Source organism: Reyranella sp. (assembly GCF_030651995.1).
Lineage (GTDB): Bacteria > Pseudomonadota > Alphaproteobacteria > Reyranellales > Reyranellaceae > Reyranella.
Genome location: NZ_JAUSBN010000035.1, coordinates 176472 through 194512, shown reverse-complemented (window position 1 = coordinate 194512; position 18041 = coordinate 176472). Strand labels below are relative to the sequence as shown.

Here is an 18041-nt window from a genome sequence, read left to right as displayed (position 1 = left end):
CTGCACCAGCCAGCCGAGTTGCGAGGCCTGCACCGTGCGCGGGGCCGCCGGGGCCGCCGGCGCGGCCTGTTGCGGCCCCGCCTCGACCGGTGCGGCCGGCCGTGCCGGCTGCGGCTTGCGCTGCACCGGCTTCGGCTCCGGCGGCCGGGGCTTGGGCTCGACCTTCTTCTCCGGCGGCGGAATCTCCGGCGGCGGCGGTACGTCCGGCGGCGGCAGCTCGATCTTGGCCAGCGGGAACTCCGGCGGCGGCAGGTCGGGCGGCGGCGGCGGTTCGGCGTTCTCGATCTCCGGCTGGCCCGGCTCCTCCGGCGCCACCATCCGCACCTCCATCGGCGCGATGTCGCCCACCACCAGCTTCACCGGCTCGACCTGCGTCAGTGCCCAGCCTCCGCCCACGTGGAAGAAGATCACCAGCGCCAGGATCCCCCGGCGCGCCGCGGTCGATAGCGGCTCGCGCGACGGTCCGGGCGGGCCTGGCTCGACGAAGGGCGGACTCGAGGACAAGGGTTCTACCACTGACATCGCGCCTATAACTGGAGCGGGCTGACGGCGAATGCCACCGTGGTGGCCACGGAGACGGCTGGACTCCTGATGCCGACCGCACGCGTGCGATGACGCTCCCACCACAGGATGACGTCGCTGATCGACGGGAAGATCATGCTGCCGGCCAGCCTGTCGATCAACAGCATCAGCGGAGCGGCAATCGCCAGATCCGGTTCACGTGCCGCTAGACCAACCTGAGGACCGTGGCCAGGAAATTGGCGCGCCCGGCTGGATTTGAACCAGCGGCCTACCGCTTAGAAGGCGGTTGCTCTATCCACTGAGCTACGGGCGCGTCGTTCCAATCCCCTGCATCAGACAGGGACGTTCAGTGCGTCCAGCGGCCGACGCGGTTATAGGCGAAGTTATCGGCGTAGGCCTTGGCCCTCACTGGACGGCTGTGCGGCTGTTCGACCGTATACTGCCAGCCGTTTTTCTCGGCATGGGCCTTGGCTTCCTCGAGCGTCGGGAAGAACAGGCGGACCTGCTGCATCGTGTTGCGCGAACTCGTCCAACCCATCAGCGGGTCGATCTCCTTGCGCGACGGCTCCGGCTCCAGCACCCACTCGTGGGTATTGCCCGTTCCCGACTGCATGGCCGTCTTGGCCGGCTTGAAGATGCGAACCTGCATGGCTTCCGCTAACTCCGTTTTCGGGCGTGGTCGGGGCGGCCGGATTCGAACCGACGACCTTCTGCGCCCAAGGCAGACGCGCTACCAGACTGCGCTACGCCCCGCCGATACACCTCTTTGACGCGAGGGTTTCTACCAGCGGCCCCGCCGCCTCGAAAGCTCAATTTCCAGATGCTACGATAGGTCCATGTTCGATCAGACGCCCGAGCAGGGCCGCCCCGACCGCCGCGCCCCATCCATAAACGTGCTGGGAGGCGTATTGGAGCCCTGCTCCACCCGCCCCGTGACCGGATTTTATCGCGACGGCTGCTGCAACACCGGCGCCGATGATATCGGCCTGCACACGGTTTGCGTCGTCCTGACCGCCGAATTCCTCCTGTTTTCGAAGTCTCGGGGTAACGATCTCAGCACGCCGATGCCGCAATACGGCTTCCCCGGCCTGAATCCCGGCGACCGCTGGTGTCTGTGCGCCAGCCGCTGGAAGGAAGCCTTCGACGCGAATGTCGCGCCCCAGGTCGTGCTGGAGGCCACCCACGCCGTCACCCTGCACGTCGTGCCGCTGGCCAACCTGAAGCAGCACGCCTTCCGGCCTCACTAGATCAGAGCTCGGCCTCGCCGCGCAGCACCGGCACGCACTGCCCGGCAATCGTGGCCCGAATGCCGTCGGCGCCACGCCGCGCCACCACGCGCAGCAGGCTCGGCCTTCCCATGGCGACACCCTGATGGATGTCGAGACGGAGCTCCGGGGCATCCGTCAGAGATAGGAGCAGCGCGCCGAGCGGGCCGGCGGCGCTGCCGGTCGCGGGGTCTTCGATCGTGCCGCCCAGGGGCGCGAACATGCGGGCCTGCACATTCCCCTGCCCGGCATGGGCATAGAGATACAATCCGAGCCGGCCGTTCAGCGCCGGCGTGTGTTCCACGGCCTGGCGGAAGGACGGGAAATCCGGTGTCGCGCGCGTCAGAGCCGACGGCTCGACTTCGGCGATGACGAACGGATTGCCGAGCGACGCGCCCACGGGCTTGTGCGCGCTCACGCGAATGTCCGCGGGCGCCAGCGACGCGCAGGCGGCAATGCTCTCGGCCGGCAACTCCGGTCCCAGCGAGAGAGGCTGCGGTGCGGCAATGGTCGCTCCGATCGGCGCCCCCGATCCATCACGCTCCACGTCGATTTCGACCAGGCCGGCCAGTTCCTCGAACAGGAGCTTTCCGTTCCTGTCCCTGCCCTGTTGCGCCAGCACATAGGCCGTGCCGACATTGGGATGACCCGCGAACGGCATCTCGCGCGTGCGCGTGAAGATGCGGACCCGCGCCGTATGCGCCGGATCCTCCGGCGGCAGCACGAAGGTCGTTTCGCTCAGGTTGAACTCGGCGGCGAGCGACTGCATCTCCGCATCGCTCATGCCTGTCGCGTCGGGGAAGACCGCAAGCGGATTGCCGCCGAACCGCGTGTTCGTGAACACGTCGACCGTGACGAAGGAATAGGTGCGCATGTCTCAGAAGATCCCGTCCACCTGACCATCCGCCGTCAGCCGGATGTTTTCCGCCGCCGGCACGCGCGGCAGGCCCGGCATGCTCATGATCTCCCCCGCCATCGCGACGACGAACCCGGCACCGGCCGACAGGCGAACCTCGCGGATTGGCAGCGTGTGGCCCGTCGGCGCGCCGCGCAGCTCGGGATCGGCGGCGAAGCTGTACTGCGTCTTGGCGATACAGACCGGCAGCTTGCCGTAGCCCGCCGCTTCCAGCGCCTTGAGGCGCCGCAGGGCCGGCCCGGCGATCGCCACGCCCGAGGCGCGGTAGATCTCGCGGGCGATGGTCTCGATCTTCTGCGCCAGCGGCAGGTCGTCGGGATAGAGCGGCTTGAAGGCTGCCTTGCCTTCGTCGAGCGTGGCGACGACGGCGCCCGCGAGGTCTTCCGCGCCGGCGCCGCCCTTGGCCCAATGCTCGCAGAGATAGGCCTTGGCGCCCGCAACGGCGCACTGCGCCTCGATCATTTCCAGTTCGGCGGCGGTATCGGTCAGGAAGCGGTTGATGCCGACCAAAACCGGCAGGCCGAACTTGCGCAGGTTCTCGACATGGCGCAGCAGGTTGGGCAGGCCCCGCTGCACGGCGGCGACGTCCTCCTTCTCCAGCGCCTTCTCGTCGGCCCCGCCGTGCAGCTTGAGGGCCCGCACGGTGGCGACGACCACGGCGAGACCCGGCTTCAGCCCGGCCTGCCGGCACTTGATGTCGAGGAATTTCTCGGCACCCAGGTCGGCCCCGAAGCCCGCTTCCGTGACGACATAGTCGCCGAGCGCCAGGGCCGCGCGCGTGGCGATCACCGAGTTGCAGCCATGCGCGATGTTAGCGAACGGGCCGCCGTGGATCAGCACCGGATTGTTCTCCAGCGTCTGCACGAGGTTCGGCTTGGCGGCGTCCTTCAGCACAGCGGCCATCGCGCCGGCCGCCTTGAGGTCGCCGGCCGTGATCGCCTTGCCCTCGCGTGTCTCGGCCACGACGATCCGTGCCAGCCGCCGCTCCAGATCCTCGAGATCGTCGGCCAGGCACAGGATCGCCATGACCTCCGATGCGGTGGTGATGTCGAAGCGCGTCTGCCGCGGAAAGCCGTTGGCGACGCCGCCCAGGCTGACGACCGCGTCGCGCAGCGCGCGGTCGTTCATGTCGAGCACGCGGGGCCAGAAGACCCGGCGGCTGTCGATGCCCAGTGCGTTGCCCCAGTAGATGTGATTGTCGAGCATCGCAGCGAGCAGGTTGTGCGCCGTCGTGATGGCGTGGAAGTCGCCGGTGAAATGCAGGTTGATGTCGGCCATCGGTACGATCTGTGCCTGGCCGCCGCCGGTGGCGCCGCCCTTCTGACCGAAGCAGGGTCCGAGGCTCGGCTCCCGGAGCGCGATGGCGGTCTTCTTGCCGAGGCGGCAGAGTGCATCGCCCAGGCCGATCGTCGTGGTGGTCTTGCCCTCGCCCGCCTTGGTGGGATTGATCGCAGTCACGAGGATCAGGTGGCCCGACTTGCGGCCAGTGAGCGACTTCACATAGTCGCCATCGAGCTTCGCCTTGTCGCGACCATAGGGCTCCAGCGCATCTTCCGGGATGCCGAGGCGGCCTGCGACTTCCTTCATTGGCTTCTTGATTGCGCGCCGCGCGATCTCGATATCCGACATACCCACTCCCAAACCCGCCATTTCAGGGTCGCGACCCTAGCGAGCCGGACGTACCGAGCCAACAGGAGAGAGGATGTAGAGCTGGCACAGGATCGACAGCGATGTCGGCACGCGATGCGCCGTCGGCGACGGGATGACCTGCGCGCTGAAACGCCAGGCCCTGATATCGCTAGGCGTTGCCGAAGATCGGGTGCAGGACCTTGTCTCCCGGCTTGATGCCGAGCAGCTTGGCGCTGCCACCGTTGATCTCGAGGACGGCGCGCACCGGGAATTGGCTGGGAATGGTCTCCGTCGAATGCGGCACGGCATTGGCATGGATGGACTTGATCGTGCCGTCGGCCGCAATGAACACCATGTCGAGCGGGATCAGCGTGTTCTTCATCCAGAAACTGACCGGCGCTTCCTTGTAGAAATCGAACAGCATGCCCTCGTAGGGGCCGAGCTTCTCGCGGAACATCAGGCCACGCGCGCGCTGAATGTCGTCCAGCGCCAGGTCGACGTCGAACTTGATCTCACGGCCGCCGGACACCACCACCAGCGACGAACGCTTGAATTGGACATCGTTGGGGCCCTGCTGCGCACAGGCGGCCCCGCCGGCCAACACGAGAGGCGCGGCGAGAAAGAGGCGCCGGCTGAGCGGCGATCTGGAAACTTCTTGAGCCATTGCCATGGCATAGAGCGTGGACGGCGATTTCGTCAAACCGATGACGCTTGCATGACGAGAGGCTCCTACCCATAGTGATGGCCGCTCATCGGGGGGAGCCGCCTGGCGGCTGAGAGGTCCGGAAGGACGACCCCGAACCTGATCCGGTTAATGCCGGCGTAGGGACTGGTGGCTCGTTGACGTCTTCGCCTGCTCTTTCGGTGCGTTCGGCACATATCGTCCTCGACGGCCATGTCGTGGCAGAGGACCTGTCCCTCGATTTTGCCGGTGGCCGCACGACCTGCCTGCTGGGCCGCAGCGGCGTCGGCAAGACTTCCCTCCTGCGCCACCTCGCGGGCCTTCTTCCGGGCACCGAATCCGCCGGACCCGTCGCCTACATGGCGCAGCGCGACCTGCTGCTGCCGTGGCTCAGCGTGCTGGACAATGTGCTGCTGGGGTACCGGCTGCGCCGCAACCGGGCGGAACACCGGGCCGCCGAGCCTCGTGCACGCGCCCTGCTGGCGGAAGTGGGACTGGGCGACCGGCTGCAGGACCTGCCACACACCCTGTCCGGTGGCATGCGCCAGCGGGCGGCCCTCGCGCGCACGCTTTGCGAGGATCGCCGGATCGTCCTGATGGACGAGCCGTTCGGGCATCTCGACGCGGTGACGCGCCTCGACCTTCAGGATCTGGCGGCGCACCTTCTCGAGGGCCGGACGGTCGTGATGGTCACCCACGATCCGCTGGAGGCATTGCGCCTTGGCCACGAAATCCGCGTCCTGTCGGGCAGGCCCTTCACCGTCGGCCCGGTCATCGCCCCGCCCGGCGCCGTACCCCGCGATCCCGGCGATGCCGCTCTTCTCGCGCTGCAGGCGCGGCTGATCGGCGAACTGCGGAGGCAAGCGTGAGGCCGCTCGCTACCGCGCTGGGCCTGGTCGCGGCCTGGGAGGCGCTGGTGTGGTTCACCGGACTGCCGCCCTACATCCTGCCGCCCCCTTCGCGCGTCGCCGTCGTGCTTGCGGAGCGGTTTGACCTCCTGCTCGAACAGGCCGTGTGGACCGCCAGCGAAATGCTCCTGGGTCTTGCGCTCGGACTCGTACTCGGCGCGACGCTTGCGGTGATCTTCGCCGCGTCGGCCGCCTGGCGCCGCTGGGCCTTGCCGCTGGTGATCGTCTCGCAGGCGATCCCGGTGATCGCGATCGCGCCCCTTCTCGTGCTCTGGCTCGGCTATGGCATGGCGTCCAAGGTCGCGATGGCGGCGCTGATCATCTTCTTCCCCGTCGTGAGCAGCCTCTACGACGGGCTCCGCCGGACCGACCCGGGGTGGCTCGAGCTTGCCCACACCATGAATGCCCCGCCGCGCGCCGTGCTGCTGCAGATCAGGCTGCCGGCGGCCCTGCCAGCCTTTGCCTCGGGCGTCCGCATCGCCGCAGCCGTCGCACCGATCGGCGCGGTAATCGGCGAATGGGTCGGCGCCAGTGCCGGGCTCGGCTTCCTGATGACCCAGTCGCTGGCCCGCGGCCAGACGCCCCTCGCCTTCGCGGCCCTCACCATCCTCTGCCTGCTCGGGCTCGCGCTCTATACCGCGGCGGACCGGCTCGCACGGCGCCTCGTGCCGTGGCAATCCCATCAAGGAGACTGACAATGCAAGTAATGACCCGGTTGATCGCCATTCTGGCACTCTGTTGCCTGGCCCTTCCCGCGGCTGCCCAAGACAAGATCCGCATCCTGCTCGACTGGTTCGTGAACCCCGACCATGCCGCGCTGGTGATCGCCAAGCAGCGCGGCCTGTTCGAAAAGCAGGGCCTCGACGTCGAGCTGATTGCGCCCGCCGATCCCAACGCCCCGCCCAAGCTGGTGGCGGCCGGACAGGCCGACTACGCAGTCTCCTACCAGCCGACCCTGCAGTTGCTGGTCGCCGAAGGCCTGCCGCTGGTGCGGGTCGGCGTGCTGGTGGCGCAGCCGCTCAATTCTCTGGTGGCGCTGGAAGACTCGCCCGTGAAGACCCTTGCCGACTTCAAGGGCCGCAAGATCGGCTTCTCCGTCTCGGGCTTCGAGGAAGCGGTGCTTGGCGCCATGTTGGAGAGCGCCGGCCTCACCCTGAAGGACGTGACGCTGGTAAACGTCAACTTCGCGCTGACGACCGCGCTGATGAGCAAGCAGGTCGACGGTGTGATCGGAGCCTTCCGCAACTTCGAGCTGAACGACCTCGAACTGAACAAGGCGAAGGGGCGGATCTGGCTGGTCGAGAAGCACGGCGTGCCGACCTACGACGAACTCATCATCCTGGCCAAGCGTGAGAGCGTAGACGCCGCGCGCACGAAGAAGCTGCTCTCCGCCCTCGCCGAGGCCACTGCATGGCTGAAGGCCAATCCGGCCGAGGCGTGGGCGAGCTTCTCCCGGTACGGCAAGGATCTCGACAACGAACTCAACCGGCTGGCCTGGAAAGACACCTTGCCTCTCCTCGCGTCCGATCCCTCGGCGCTCGACCGCGCGCGCTACACGACGTTTGCGGATTTCCTCGTGAGGCGCGGCCTGATCAAGCAGGCGCCGCCGCTCGACAGCTACGTGCGCGAGATCAAATAGAGGGGAATCACGCGCCGCGGATCTCGACGACCTGCAGGCCCTTCTGTCCTTCGGCGATCCGGATCATCACCTTCTGTCCCGGGGCGAGCGAATCCATGCCGTGCCGCCGCAGCACTGCGGCGTGCACGAAGATGTCGCCCTCGGCCGTCTCGCGCGTGACGAAGCCGTAGCCGCGTTCGTTATTGTACCATTTCACCAGTGCGGCGATGTACTCGCCCATGGCGATGCCTTCGGGAATCGGCGGAGGCTTCGCCGTCGTGGCAACGACCGTCGATTGATCGACGTCGATCACCCTCATGACCTGCCACCCTTTCGGGCCGCGGACACCTGCGCATACTACGGTCGCACCGGGCTTGAGATCCTCATGCCCGGCCTGTCGCAGTGTCGTCACATGCAGGAACGCGTCGCTATTGTCGCTGTCCAGAGCCAAGAACCCATAGCCTTTGACAGCGTTGAACCACTTGACTTTACCACGCAGCTCAATCGTACCGACGTCCCCGCTCGTCTCTCCCAGATGGGTCGTCATTCAACGATCCCGTGTTGTTATGCAGAAATCGTAATCATGCTTTGTTGAAGAAGCAACAGTCCTTGTACGGGGTTGCGGCTTCACGCTAGACGAATCACCCAGTTGTTCGCGGGAGGACCCACAAATGTTCAAGACCGACCTGTTCAAGGGCAAGCGCTTCCTCGTCACCGGCGGTGGCACCGGCCTCGGCCGCATGATGATGGAGAAGTTCGTCGAACTGGGGGCAGACTGTGTGATATGCGGCAGGCGCGGCGGCGTCCTCGAGGAGACCGCCAAGCAGGTCATGGAGAAGTACCCCGGCCGCCGCGTCGACTTCCATACCGTCGACATCCGCGTCGCTACGGCCGTCGAGGAGATGATCGAGCAGATCTGGGCCACCGGCCCGCTCGATGGGCTCGTGAACAACGCGGCCGGCAACTTCATCTCGCAGACCAAGGACCTGAGCCCCCGGGCCTTCGACGCGATCGCCAACATCGTGTTGCACGGCACGTTCTACATGACCAACGCCTGCGGCAAGCGCTGGATCGCCGAAAAGCGCAAGGCCAGCGTCCTGAGCATCCTCACGACCTGGGTGTGGACCGGCAGCCCCTTCGTCGTACCCTCGGCCATGTCGAAGGCCGGCGTCGCCGTGATGACCCAGAGCCTCGCCGTCGAATGGGCACGCCACGGCATCCGCCTCAATGCGATCGCGCCCGGTCCCTTCCCGACGGAGGGCGCCTGGGCCCGCCTCAACCCGCTGCAGGAAGGCGACGACAGGCGCTACAACACGCGGAACCCGATGGGACGCGTCGGCCGCCCCAGCGAACTTGCCAACATGGCGGCGTTCCTGATGAGCGAAGAGGTCGAGTACATCAACGGCGAGGTCATCGCGATCGACGGGGCCATGGGCATCATGGGCAACGGGACCTTCTCCAACATGATGTCCTACAGCGAGGAGGACTGGGCGCGCATCCGGGAGCAGATCCGGTCGACCAATGCCGCAGACAAGGCCAAGCGCAGCTAGCGGGAAAATGCGCGCGCCCCGCGGACCTGTGGCTTTCGTGCAACATGCCGGGACGATTGAGACGGAGCATACCGTGGAAGTGCTAGAGTGGCACTGGCCACGAGACTCCGGCCTCAATTGAGCCAAAGTGTCATGGTGTTTTGAGGCTTCCAAAAACAAGCAATCATCGGGTCCCCGAGAGATCCAATCGTGCAGTCCAGTAACAAGCCGGTCGCCCCTTTCGTGCAGCATTTGCCGCGTCGGCAAATGCTGTTCCTGGGTACAGTCATGACGGGCATGTTGATGGTCCCTGCCGTCTTCGCGCAAAGCGTGGATGCACGTCATTGGCAGGGCTCGACCGCCGCTACACGTCAGCCCGAGCACGTGGTCGCGACGACGATCGCCGAGTGGCGAAGCCTCTGGAGCCGTGTCGGCTCCCCGGCCCCCGACATGTTCGAGCCCGGCCGGATGAACGCCGTCGGCATCTTCCTTGGACGGCGCAGCGGTGAAGGCTATGCCGTCAACATCCTGTCGACGGCGCGCCGGCGTGATCGCATCGTCGTCGTCTTCGAGGAGCGCATGCCGGCTGAGATGATGATGGCCCAGCGCGGCGCGGGCCCGCGTCCGGTCGCTGGGGGAGGCATCGTCAACGCGCCCTCGGCCCTGCCTCCGGGTGCATCGGGCTTTGCCGCGCCCGGCGCTACCGCCTCGCTGGCCCCGCCTCCACCGCCCGCTGCCCGCCCCGTCGGCCCGCCGACCTCGCCCTGGGCGATCATCCTCATCAGCCGGGCCGACCTTCCCGTCTCGGTCGAGCAGCGCCTCTTCCGCTGATCGCGGATGTCAGTGCGAGTGCCTGGGCACTCCCTTGGTCTTGGCGATCTTCTGGTAGTTCACAGCGAAGTCGAGGCAGGCACCGCTGGCCAACTGGCCGACGAACTTGCGCTGAAGCTCCTGCCAAGGCGTCTGGCTGGGGATCACGTCGGGCTTCCAGGCCTTCTGGCGCCTCGCCAGCTCCTTCGCCGTGATCATGATGTTGGCGGTGCGCCTGCCGATATCGACCCGGACCCTGTCGCCGGTCTTGAGCAGCGCGAGGCCGCCGCCTACGGCTGCTTCCGGCGAGGCATTCAGGATCGACGGACTGGCCGAGGTGCCGCTCTGACGGCCGTCGCCGATGCAGGGCAGCAATAGCACGCCGCCCTTCACCAGCCGGTCCGGCGGCAGCATGTTCACCACCTCGGCGGCGCCGGGATAGCCGACCGGGCCTGCATTGCGGATCACCAGGATGCTGTTCTCGTCGATCGGCAGTTCGGGATCGTTGATCCGGTGGTGATAGTCCTCCGGCCCCTCGAAGACGATGGCCGTGCCTTCGAAGGCGTCTCGGTCGTCCTTACGTTCCAGATACTTCTCGCGGAACTCCGGCGAGATTACCGAAGTCTTCATGATTGCCGAGTCGAACAGGTTTCCGCCGAGCACGGCGAAGCCCGCCTGGTTCAGCATCGGCTTGTCGTAGGTCTTGATCACCTCATCATCGGCCTTAATCGCGTGGCGCAGGTTCTGGGCCATGGTCTTGCCCGAGACGGTCAGAGCATCGCCGTGGATCTTCTTCTTGTTCAGGAGCTCCTTCATCACGGTCGGCACGCCGCCGGCGCGATGGAAGGCTTCGCCCAGATACTTGCCGGCGGGCATGCAGTTCACCAGCAGCGGGATGTCGTAGCCGATCTCGTCCCAGTCCTTGTTCTCGAGTTTCACCCCGATATGACGTGCGATGGCGTTGACGTGCGGCGGGCAGTTCGTCGAGGCCCCCAGCGCACTCGCCGCCACGATGGCATTCTCGAAGGCCTTGCGCGTGAGGATGTCGGAGGGCTTCAGGTCCTCCCACACCATGTCGACGATTCGCCTGCCGGTCTCGTAGGCCATCTGGCCCCGTTCCTTGTAGGGACCGGGAATGGCTGCACAGCCGGGCAGCGACATGCCGAGCGCCTCGGCCATGCTGTTCATGGAGAGCGCCGTTCCCATCGTGTTGCAGTGGCCGACGCTGGGCGCGCTCGACGCCACCATCTCGATGAACTTTTCCATATCGATGCGGCCCGCCGCCAGCTCCTGCCGCGCGTACCACACGATGGTACCCGAGCCCGCGAGGCCGCCGGCGAAATGCCCGTCCAGCATCGGCCCGCCCGAGAGGACGATCGCGGGAATGTCGACGGTGGCCGCCCCCATGATCATCGCAGGGGTGGTCTTGTCGCAGCCCGTCGTCAGTACCACGCCGTCGAAGAAGTAGCCGTACAGGCATTCGACGAGACTGAGATAGGTCAGGTTGCGATCGAGCGCCGCTGTCGGACGCTTGCCGGTTTCCTGGATCGGATGGACCGGGAACTCGATCGGTATGCCGCCGGCGTCGCGGATGCCGTCGCGAACGCGGGTTGCGAGGTCGAGGTGATGGCGGTTGCAGGGCGACAGGTCGCTGCCGGTCTGGGCGATGCCGATGATCGGCCGGCCGCTCCTCAGCTCGGCCAGAGTCAGGCCGAAGTTCATGTAGCGCTCGAGGTAGAGGGCGGCCATCGTCGGGTCGCCCTTGGCGTCGAACCATTCGCGGCTGCGCAAGGGACGCCCGGTCCCCTTCCCGTTCTTCCTGCTCGCCATCCGTTCCCTCCAGATTTGTTGGCTCAACCCTGAGAGAAGGCATGGGGGAAGTCCAGCGCATCGCTTGAGGTCCGGGCGGGCTCGTGACAATTCTCACTGCATGACAAGTTCTCCCGACATCGTCTGCCTCGGCGAACCCCTGATCGAATTCAACCGGCCCAGGGGCGGCGACGGTCGCACATGGCTACAGGGCTTCGGCGGCGATTCCCAGAACGTGGCCATCGCAGCGGCCCGTCAGGGCGCCTCGACCGGCTACCTCACGAGCGTGGGCCAGGACTGGATGGGCGATGCCTTCCTCGACCTCTGGAAGAGCGAGGGCGTCGATGCGTCGAGGGTCACGCGGCATCCCATGGCACCGACCGGCGTCAGCTTCGTCACCCACTCCGCCGCGGGCCACAAGTTCGACTATCTGCGCAAGAACTCCGCGGCTTCCCTGATGACGCCCAAGACGCTCGCCGCGGACTACATCGCGAGCGCAAGGGTCTTCCACCTCTCGGCGATCGGCCAGGCGATCAGCGACAGTGCCCGCGAGACCTGCGACGCAGCCATCGACGCCGCCCACAAGGCCGGCGTGAAGGTCTCCTACGACACCAATCTGCGCCTGCGGCTCTGGGAACTCGACGTGGCGCGCGAGGTCATCGACGCCACCATCGCGCGCTGCGACATCGCCCTGCCCAGCCTCGACGATTCCCGTCAGCTCACCGGGCTGACGGAGCCCGAAGCGATCGCCACCTACTATCTCGGGCTCGGCGTGCCTCTGGTAGCCCTCAAGATGGGAGCCGAAGGATCTTTGATCGCGACGCGCGAACGCCAGACCCGCATCGCCCCGCACGAGATCGAGGCCGTCGACGCGACGGGCGCCGGCGATACCTTCGACGGCGCGTTCCTGACCCGCCTGCTGGCCGGCGACGCCCCGGAAACGGCGGCGCGCTATGCCAACGTGGCGGCGGCGCTCTCGACCACCGGCTACGGCGCCGTGACTCCCATGCCGCGCGCGGCGGACGTTCTCAGCGTGCTGGAGCGCGACGCCTGAGTCTCGGCATCACGGCCCGCGCGAAGCGGCCGAACACGGTCGCCTGCTGGACGATCCAGCCGCGTCCATTGTCGGCATCCGCGACGGCATCGTCGACGCCGGTCGGTCGGGTCTTGCCGTCGTAGATTGCCGTGCCGAAGAGGATGTCCCAGATCGGGAAAACCGGCGCGAAGTTATGGTCCTGGATATGGCGTTCGGCTGGCGTCGAAAGCGCGTGATGCAGGCGATGGAAGCGCGGGCCGACCAACAGCCGCTCGCCCAGCCAGCCGAAGGACATGTCGACGTTCGCGTGCGACCAGCTCTCGATCAGCCGTCCAACCATCAGGATGACGACATACTCGCCGGGCTGGACGCCGACGAACTGGGAGAACAGGACCAGCGCCAGGGTGACGATCAGGTCGTCGATCACGTGATTGCGGTCGTCCGTCCACACCGTCATGCGGCGCTGGCTGTGATGCAGGCTGTGCAGCGCCCACCACCATCCGAAGGCATGCTGTCCCCGATGCAGCCAGTAGGCGGCGAAGTCGTAGAGCACGAAGTAGACGAGGAACGAGGCGAGCGCATTGTCGCCGATCCACGGAAGCAGTCGCTCCAGCCGCGGCGGCGCGTATCCCCAGCTTCGCACCGCCAGCTCGATCTCCTGCACCAGCGGATAGGTCAGGATGAAGATGGCGAGCGGGATCACCCCGAGCTTGTTCAGCAAGGTATAGACGCGGTCGACCATGATCAGCCCGTCGTCCCTGCCCGCCTTCTCGAGCGGCCAGCGGCGCTCGAAGTAGCGCATGCCGATCGCGATCACCGCGATCTGGACGACGCCCAGCATGACGAATTCGACGGCGCTGTAGCCCGGCTCGTACCAGGCCATCAGCCCGAAATGGAACAGGACGGGGCTGACCAGGGTCTCGAACAGCCAAGCCTGGGCGCCGACCCAGATATCGAGCAGGTCGCGCATCGCGCGCCTACTTGCGGTCGCTCGCCGTCGACGCCGCGCGCACCGGCATGCCGGTGCCGGCGGTGACGGTCGCCGTGGACTTCATCATGAAGACGCCATGCGGGGACTTGCCCACCGGGACGCCTCCGACGACCTTCATCGTATCGATGTCGACGATGGCAACACGGCGCAGGAAACGCTGCGTCACCCAAAGCTCCCGTCCGTCGGGCGTGATGTCCATGCAGTCGGGCCCGCCCGGAACGCGGACACTGGCGACGACCTTGGGTTCGTCCCTGGTGTCGATCAGGGAGACCGTGCCCTCGACGCGATTGCTGAGGAAGTAATGACGGCCATCGCCTTTCGGCCAGAAATTGTGCGCCCCCTTGCCCGTCTGGAGGGTGCCCTGCACCGAACCGTCCTTCGGATCGACCGTCACGATCCGGTCCTCGCCGGTCAGCGCGACCAGCAGGCGCTTGTCGTCCGGCAGCATCACGATACCCGCCGGCGCATTGCCGACCGGCATGTTCCACTTGACCGTCTGCGTCGCCAGATCGAAGGCGGCGACCCGCCCGCTCTGCTGCAGGGTGACGAAGACCGTCTTGGACTCGGCATCGAAGGCCATGTGGCTCGGCAGCCCGTCGATGAAGATGCGGCCGGCGAGACGGAATCCGTCGGCATGATAGATGTCGACATGGTCGAGCCGGTAGGCCGCCGTGACGAACCACTTGCCGTCGGGGCTGAAGGCCAGATGGTAGGGATCGAGGATGTCCTTCACGACCCGCTTGCGTTCGCCGGTCTTGAAGTCGAGAACGAGGAGTTCGTTGGTCGCCGTCGATCCGATGAGCACATCCTTGCCGTCGGGCGACAGCACGAGGTGATGGGGTTCCCGCCCCACCGGCAGGCGGACCACCTCGGTGCGCGTACTACGGCTCAGAATGCTGTAGGACGCTTCGTCGGAATTGAGGATGATGACGGAATCGGCTCGTGCTGCCCCGCCCACCACAAGCGAAAACGCCAGCGCCGCGATCGACAACCTATTCATTTGGGTAGCCGGTGCTCCTTGAAGCCTTGCTTGAAGCACCTTTCCCGAGGTTCCGCTAGCGGCGTTTGAGGGCCGAGGCCGTGGCGGCCAGCCTTTCGACACTTTGCCAGTCACCTGTTGCCACGGCGACACGCGGGGCGACCCAGGAGCCGCCAACACAGGCCACATTCGGCAGCGCCAGATAAGCCGGCGCCGTCTCTGCCGTGATCCCGCCGGTGGGGCAGAATCGAACACCCGACAGCGGCGCCCCGACCGCCTTGATCCATGTCAAACCGCCCGCCGCATCGGCCGGAAAGAACTTGAGAATCTCGAAGCCAAGCCCCCCGAGCGCCATCGCCTCGGAGACCGTCTGGACGCCTGGCAGGAACGGCATGCCGGATGACCGTGCGGCCCTGGCGAGCGCCTCGGTGCACCCTGGGCTGACGGCAAAGCACGCACCCGCACGCTGTACTTGGTCGAGTTGGGCCGGATCGAGCACGGTCCCTGCGCCGACGAGTGCCTCGGGCACCTCGGCGGCAACCGCCCGAATGGCCTCGAGCGCCGCCGCCGTGCGCAATGTGATCTCGAGCACCGGGAGGCCGCCCCTCACGAGGGCCCGGGCGAGCGGAACGGCCGTCTCGAGCCTCTCGATGGTCAGGACCGGAATGACAGGCGCGCGCGCGGCGATGGCCGCCATATCCACAGCCCCGTCCCCTGGCCTGTCCCCCGGCCTGTCCATCGTCAAACGCTCCAGCCGCCGTCGATCACGTTCACCGTGCCGGTGGTGAACGCCGACTCATCGCTGGCGAGGTAGGTCGCGAGCGCCGCGATCTCCTCGGCCGCCCCGAACCGCCCGGTCGGCTGGCGCTGGAGGAAGAACTGCCGGGCGTCGGCGCCGCCGCCCAGCGCGGAAATGCGCTCATCGAGGGACGGCGTCTGGACCGTCCCCGGACAGATCGCGTTGCAACGGATGCCCTTGGAGACGTAGTCGACGGCGACCGACTTGGTGAGGCCGATGACGGCGGCTTTGGTCGTGCCATAGATGAATCGTTGTGCCGCACCCTTCACCGACGAGGCGGCAGACGACATATTGACGATCGAACCCGAGCCCTTGCCCAGCATGCCCGGCAGGAAGGCCTGGATCGTCCAGAACATGCTGCGGACGTTGAGGTCGAAGGCGAATCGCCACTGCTCGTCGGTGGCATCCAGAACCGTGCCGTGATGGACGAAGCCGGCGCAGTTGAACAGGACGTCGACGCCGCCGGTCTCCGCGGCGAGCCGGCCGATCGCTTCCTTGTCGAGCACGTCGAGCGTGCGCGCGGTGACGCCCTCAACACCGGCCAGTGCCTCGAGCTTGCCCGCATCGATGTCGGTAGCCCAGACCCTGGCCCCTTCGCGCGCGAATGCCCGCGCCGTGGCCGCACCGATCCCTTGCCCGGCCGCCGTGACGACGCAGGTCTTGCCCTTCAATCGCATTTCCGCTCTCCCCTGGCAGGCCTTACTTGATCAGGCCCTTTTCCCTGTAGAACTTCTCCGCACCCGGATGCAGCGGAATGCCCAGGGCGCGCTGCGACGTCTCGAGCCTGATCACCTTGCCCTTCGCGTGGCCCGAATCGAGCAGCTTGCGGGTGTTGGGATTCCATAGCGCCGCGGTAATCGCGTAGATCAGCGCCTCAGGCTGCTTGATCGAGGTCACCCAGATCGCGTTGACGCTCACCGTCTTCACACCGGTAACGTTCTTGTAGGCATCGTCCGGAATTTCGTCGATCGCGAAGAAGTTGTGCGTCTTCACCAGTCCCTCCGCTTCCGGACCGGCGATCGGGACCAGATCGATGCCCGAGGTCACCGCCAATTCGGAGATGGCGCCGTTCGGCCAGCCACTCACGCTGAAGAACGCGTCGAGTTGCCCGTCCTTGAGCTTGTCGGCAGCCTGTTGCGTCTTCAGGTACTCGGCCTTCAGGTCTTTTTCGGTGAGCCCGTAAGCGGACAGGATCAGCCGGGCATCGACCAGCGTTCCCGATCCTGGCTCGTCCAACGACAGCCGCTTGCCCTTGAGATCCGTCACCGACTTGATCCCGGAGCCCTTGCGGGCGACCAGCTGGAAGCTCTCGGGATAAAGGCTCGCGATGGCCCGCAGGCCCTCCGCCTTGGGACGCCCCTCGTAGATGCCGGTTCCGTTATAGGCCCAGTACGCCACATCCGACTGGACGAAGCCCGACTGCATGGTTCCGGCGGCGATCCCGTTGGCGTTGGCAACCGAGCCGTTCGAGGCGACCGAGGTGGCGACCAGTCCGGGCACGCCGCATGAGCCGCCGTCGGCGCAGGAGCGAGATCCCGGCGGGTTGGAGATGGCGTTGGCGATCAGGCCGCCGATCGGGAAATAGGTGCCGGCGGTGGCACCGGTGCCGATGCGGAAGAAGGTGATGTCCTGCGCCGCGGCAGGCATCGCACCCCATGCGGCGGTGCCGAGGCCGCCCAGCAGCGCTGTCCTGCGATTGATCCGCATTGGAGTCTCCTTGCTCTTCGGCGATTAAATCGCGTCCGACGTTGCGCCGCAACGACCGCCGTTCAGTTCACACCGATGGCGCGGCTCAATGTCGGCCCGATCTCCTTGTGAATGACCAGATCGGCATCGGCGTCCTGATCAGTGGGCTCGCGATTGACGATCACGAAGCTGGCACCATTGCGGCGGGCAAGCTGCGGAAATCCGGCCGCGGGATAGACGACCAGCGAGCTGCCCAGGACGATGAACAGGTCGCAGGCCAGCGTCTCCTCCTGGGCGCGCAACATCGGCACTTCGGGCATCGCCTGACCGAAGGAGATCGTCGCCGTCTTCACGATGCCTTCGCATTTTTCACACATCGGCAGCGTACCCCCTTCGAGGAAGGCCCTCCGGATCGGGGCAAGCTCGTGACGGTGTCCGCAGTCCAGGCAGGTGGCGTAGGTCGTGTTGCCGTGCAGCTCGATGAACTTCGAATCCGGGACGCCCGAGCGTTGATGGAGCCCGTCGACGTTCTGGGTGATGATGGCGCTCATGCGCCCCTGCTCGACCAGCTTGGCGAGCGCGCGATGGCCGGCATTCGGCTCGGCCTTCAGCATGGTCTCGTCGGTGGCGAACTTGCGATGCCAGGACTCGCGCCGCATCTCCTCGGAGGCCATGAAGTCGTCGAAGTAGATCGGCTTGTAGCGGGTCCAGATCCCGCCGGGCGACCGGAAATCCGGGATGCCGGACTCGGTCGAGATCCCCGCCCCCGTGAAGGCCACGATCCGCTGGGCCGCATCGACCATCTCGCGCAGGCGTTCGGCTTCATCCATCAGTCTCCTCCCTGGGCCGTCAGGATAGCATC

20 protein-coding genes, 2 tRNA genes, 1 pseudogene and 1 riboswitch are annotated in these 18041 nt (G+C 66.5%); of the genes and pseudogenes, 7 read left to right on the top strand and 16 right to left on the bottom strand.

Annotated features, from left to right (window positions below):
- The 5 genes and pseudogenes from Q7V45_RS10180 to Q7V45_RS10160 all read right to left on the bottom strand — a co-directional run.
- Window positions 1-504, bottom strand: a pseudogene (locus tag Q7V45_RS10180) (hypothetical protein); the annotation flags it as partial.
- Window positions 505-527: 23 nt separating this feature from the next.
- Window positions 528-689, bottom strand: coding sequence for a hypothetical protein (locus Q7V45_RS10175; RefSeq protein ID WP_304851036.1), 162 nt, complete (start codon window positions 687-689; stop codon window positions 528-530).
- A 70-nt stretch (window positions 690-759) separates the two neighbouring features.
- Window positions 760-835, bottom strand: a tRNA-Arg gene (locus tag Q7V45_RS10170).
- A gap of 33 nt (window positions 836-868) precedes the next feature.
- A complete protein-coding gene (locus tag Q7V45_RS10165; RefSeq protein ID WP_230548892.1) occupies window positions 869-1171 on the bottom strand; it encodes an ETC complex I subunit in 303 nt (100 codons plus the stop codon).
- Between the two features lie 27 nt (window positions 1172-1198).
- Window positions 1199-1275: transfer RNA gene (locus Q7V45_RS10160), tRNA-Pro, on the bottom strand.
- A gap of 83 nt (window positions 1276-1358) precedes the next feature.
- Between Q7V45_RS10160 and Q7V45_RS10155 the strand changes: the two genes are divergently transcribed.
- A complete protein-coding gene (locus tag Q7V45_RS10155) occupies window positions 1359-1769 on the top strand; it encodes a DUF2237 family protein (RefSeq protein ID WP_304851031.1) in 411 nt (136 codons plus the stop codon).
- A 1-nt stretch (window position 1770) separates the two neighbouring features.
- Here Q7V45_RS10155 and Q7V45_RS10150 read toward each other — a convergent pair whose 3' ends face one another.
- The 3 genes from Q7V45_RS10150 to Q7V45_RS10140 form a co-directional block, all read right to left on the bottom strand.
- Window positions 1771-2661: a PhzF family phenazine biosynthesis protein gene (locus Q7V45_RS10150; RefSeq protein ID WP_304851028.1), complete on the bottom strand. Its 891-nt coding sequence runs from the start codon at window positions 2659-2661 to the stop codon at window positions 1771-1773.
- A 3-nt stretch (window positions 2662-2664) separates the two neighbouring features.
- Window positions 2665-4332: a formate--tetrahydrofolate ligase gene (locus Q7V45_RS10145; protein WP_304851025.1), complete on the bottom strand. Its 1668-nt coding sequence runs from the start codon at window positions 4330-4332 to the stop codon at window positions 2665-2667.
- A gap of 169 nt (window positions 4333-4501) precedes the next feature.
- Window positions 4502-4996: a DUF192 domain-containing protein gene (locus tag Q7V45_RS10140; RefSeq protein WP_304851022.1), complete on the bottom strand. Its 495-nt coding sequence runs from the start codon at window positions 4994-4996 to the stop codon at window positions 4502-4504.
- 81 nt (window positions 4997-5077) lie between these two features.
- A riboswitch (TPP riboswitch) is annotated at window positions 5078-5179 on the top strand.
- 17 nt (window positions 5180-5196) lie between these two features.
- Here Q7V45_RS10140 and Q7V45_RS10135 point away from each other — a divergent pair.
- Genes Q7V45_RS10135 through Q7V45_RS10125 form a run of 3 tightly spaced genes read left to right on the top strand, consistent with a single transcriptional unit; the run spans window position 5197 to window position 7561 of the window.
- A complete protein-coding gene (locus Q7V45_RS10135; protein WP_304851019.1) occupies window positions 5197-5883 on the top strand; it encodes an ABC transporter ATP-binding protein in 687 nt (228 codons plus the stop codon).
- Complete coding sequence (locus Q7V45_RS10130; RefSeq protein ID WP_304851016.1) at window positions 5880-6617, top strand: ABC transporter permease; 738 nt, start codon at window positions 5880-5882, stop codon at window positions 6615-6617. The genes Q7V45_RS10135 and Q7V45_RS10130 overlap by 4 nt, the downstream gene beginning before the upstream one ends.
- A 2-nt stretch (window positions 6618-6619) precedes the next feature.
- Window positions 6620-7561: an ABC transporter substrate-binding protein gene (locus Q7V45_RS10125; RefSeq protein WP_370692586.1), complete on the top strand. Its 942-nt coding sequence runs from the start codon at window positions 6620-6622 to the stop codon at window positions 7559-7561.
- A gap of 7 nt (window positions 7562-7568) precedes the next feature.
- Here the strand turns inward: Q7V45_RS10125 and Q7V45_RS10120 are convergent, their stop codons facing one another.
- Window positions 7569-8087 (bottom strand): cold-shock protein, encoded by a 519-nt coding sequence (locus tag Q7V45_RS10120; RefSeq protein WP_304851013.1) that lies wholly within the window; start codon window positions 8085-8087, stop codon window positions 7569-7571.
- A 124-nt stretch (window positions 8088-8211) separates the two neighbouring features.
- Here Q7V45_RS10120 and Q7V45_RS10115 point away from each other — a divergent pair, with 124 nt between their 5' ends.
- Complete coding sequence (locus Q7V45_RS10115; protein ID WP_304851009.1) at window positions 8212-9090, top strand: SDR family oxidoreductase; 879 nt, start codon at window positions 8212-8214, stop codon at window positions 9088-9090.
- Window positions 9091-9357: 267 nt separating this feature from the next.
- Window positions 9358-9900: a hypothetical protein gene (locus Q7V45_RS10110; protein WP_304851005.1), complete on the top strand. Its 543-nt coding sequence runs from the start codon at window positions 9358-9360 to the stop codon at window positions 9898-9900.
- A gap of 9 nt (window positions 9901-9909) precedes the next feature.
- Here the strand turns inward: Q7V45_RS10110 and Q7V45_RS10105 are convergent, their stop codons facing one another.
- Entirely contained in the window at window positions 9910-11709 is a 1800-nt protein-coding gene (locus Q7V45_RS10105; RefSeq protein ID WP_304851001.1) for an IlvD/Edd family dehydratase, read from the bottom strand.
- Window positions 11710-11809: 100 nt separating this feature from the next.
- On the opposite strand from Q7V45_RS10105, the gene Q7V45_RS10100 reads away from it, so the two are divergent.
- The gene (locus Q7V45_RS10100) at window positions 11810-12742 is read left to right on the top strand and encodes a sugar kinase (protein WP_304850998.1); all 933 of its coding nucleotides are present in this window, start codon (window positions 11810-11812) and stop codon (window positions 12740-12742) included.
- On the opposite strand, the gene Q7V45_RS10095 is transcribed toward Q7V45_RS10100, so the two are convergent.
- The 6 genes from Q7V45_RS10095 to Q7V45_RS10070 all read right to left on the bottom strand — a co-directional run bounded on the left by Q7V45_RS10095 (window position 12717) and on the right by Q7V45_RS10070 (window position 18009).
- The gene (locus Q7V45_RS10095) at window positions 12717-13694 is read right to left on the bottom strand and encodes a sterol desaturase family protein (protein ID WP_304850995.1); all 978 of its coding nucleotides are present in this window, start codon (window positions 13692-13694) and stop codon (window positions 12717-12719) included. The two genes, Q7V45_RS10100 and Q7V45_RS10095, sit on opposite strands and share 26 nt — an antisense overlap.
- Before the next feature lie 7 nt (window positions 13695-13701).
- Window positions 13702-14715, bottom strand: a complete 1014-nt coding sequence (locus tag Q7V45_RS10090; protein ID WP_304850992.1) for a PQQ-binding-like beta-propeller repeat protein — start codon at window positions 14713-14715, stop codon at window positions 13702-13704.
- 55 nt (window positions 14716-14770) lie between these two features.
- Entirely contained in the window at window positions 14771-15391 is a 621-nt protein-coding gene (gene eda / locus Q7V45_RS10085) for a bifunctional 4-hydroxy-2-oxoglutarate aldolase/2-dehydro-3-deoxy-phosphogluconate aldolase (RefSeq protein WP_304850989.1), read from the bottom strand.
- 44 nt (window positions 15392-15435) lie between these two features.
- Window positions 15436-16170, bottom strand: coding sequence for an SDR family oxidoreductase (locus Q7V45_RS10080; RefSeq protein WP_304850986.1), 735 nt, complete (start codon window positions 16168-16170; stop codon window positions 15436-15438).
- A gap of 22 nt (window positions 16171-16192) precedes the next feature.
- Window positions 16193-17200, bottom strand: coding sequence for a TAXI family TRAP transporter solute-binding subunit (locus Q7V45_RS10075; protein WP_304850983.1), 1008 nt, complete (start codon window positions 17198-17200; stop codon window positions 16193-16195).
- Window positions 17201-17262: 62 nt separating this feature from the next.
- On the bottom strand, window positions 17263-18009 hold the full coding sequence (locus Q7V45_RS10070) for a Sir2 family NAD-dependent protein deacetylase (RefSeq protein WP_304850980.1): 747 nt from the start codon (window positions 18007-18009) through the stop codon (window positions 17263-17265).
- Window positions 18010-18041: the final 32 nt, after the last annotated feature.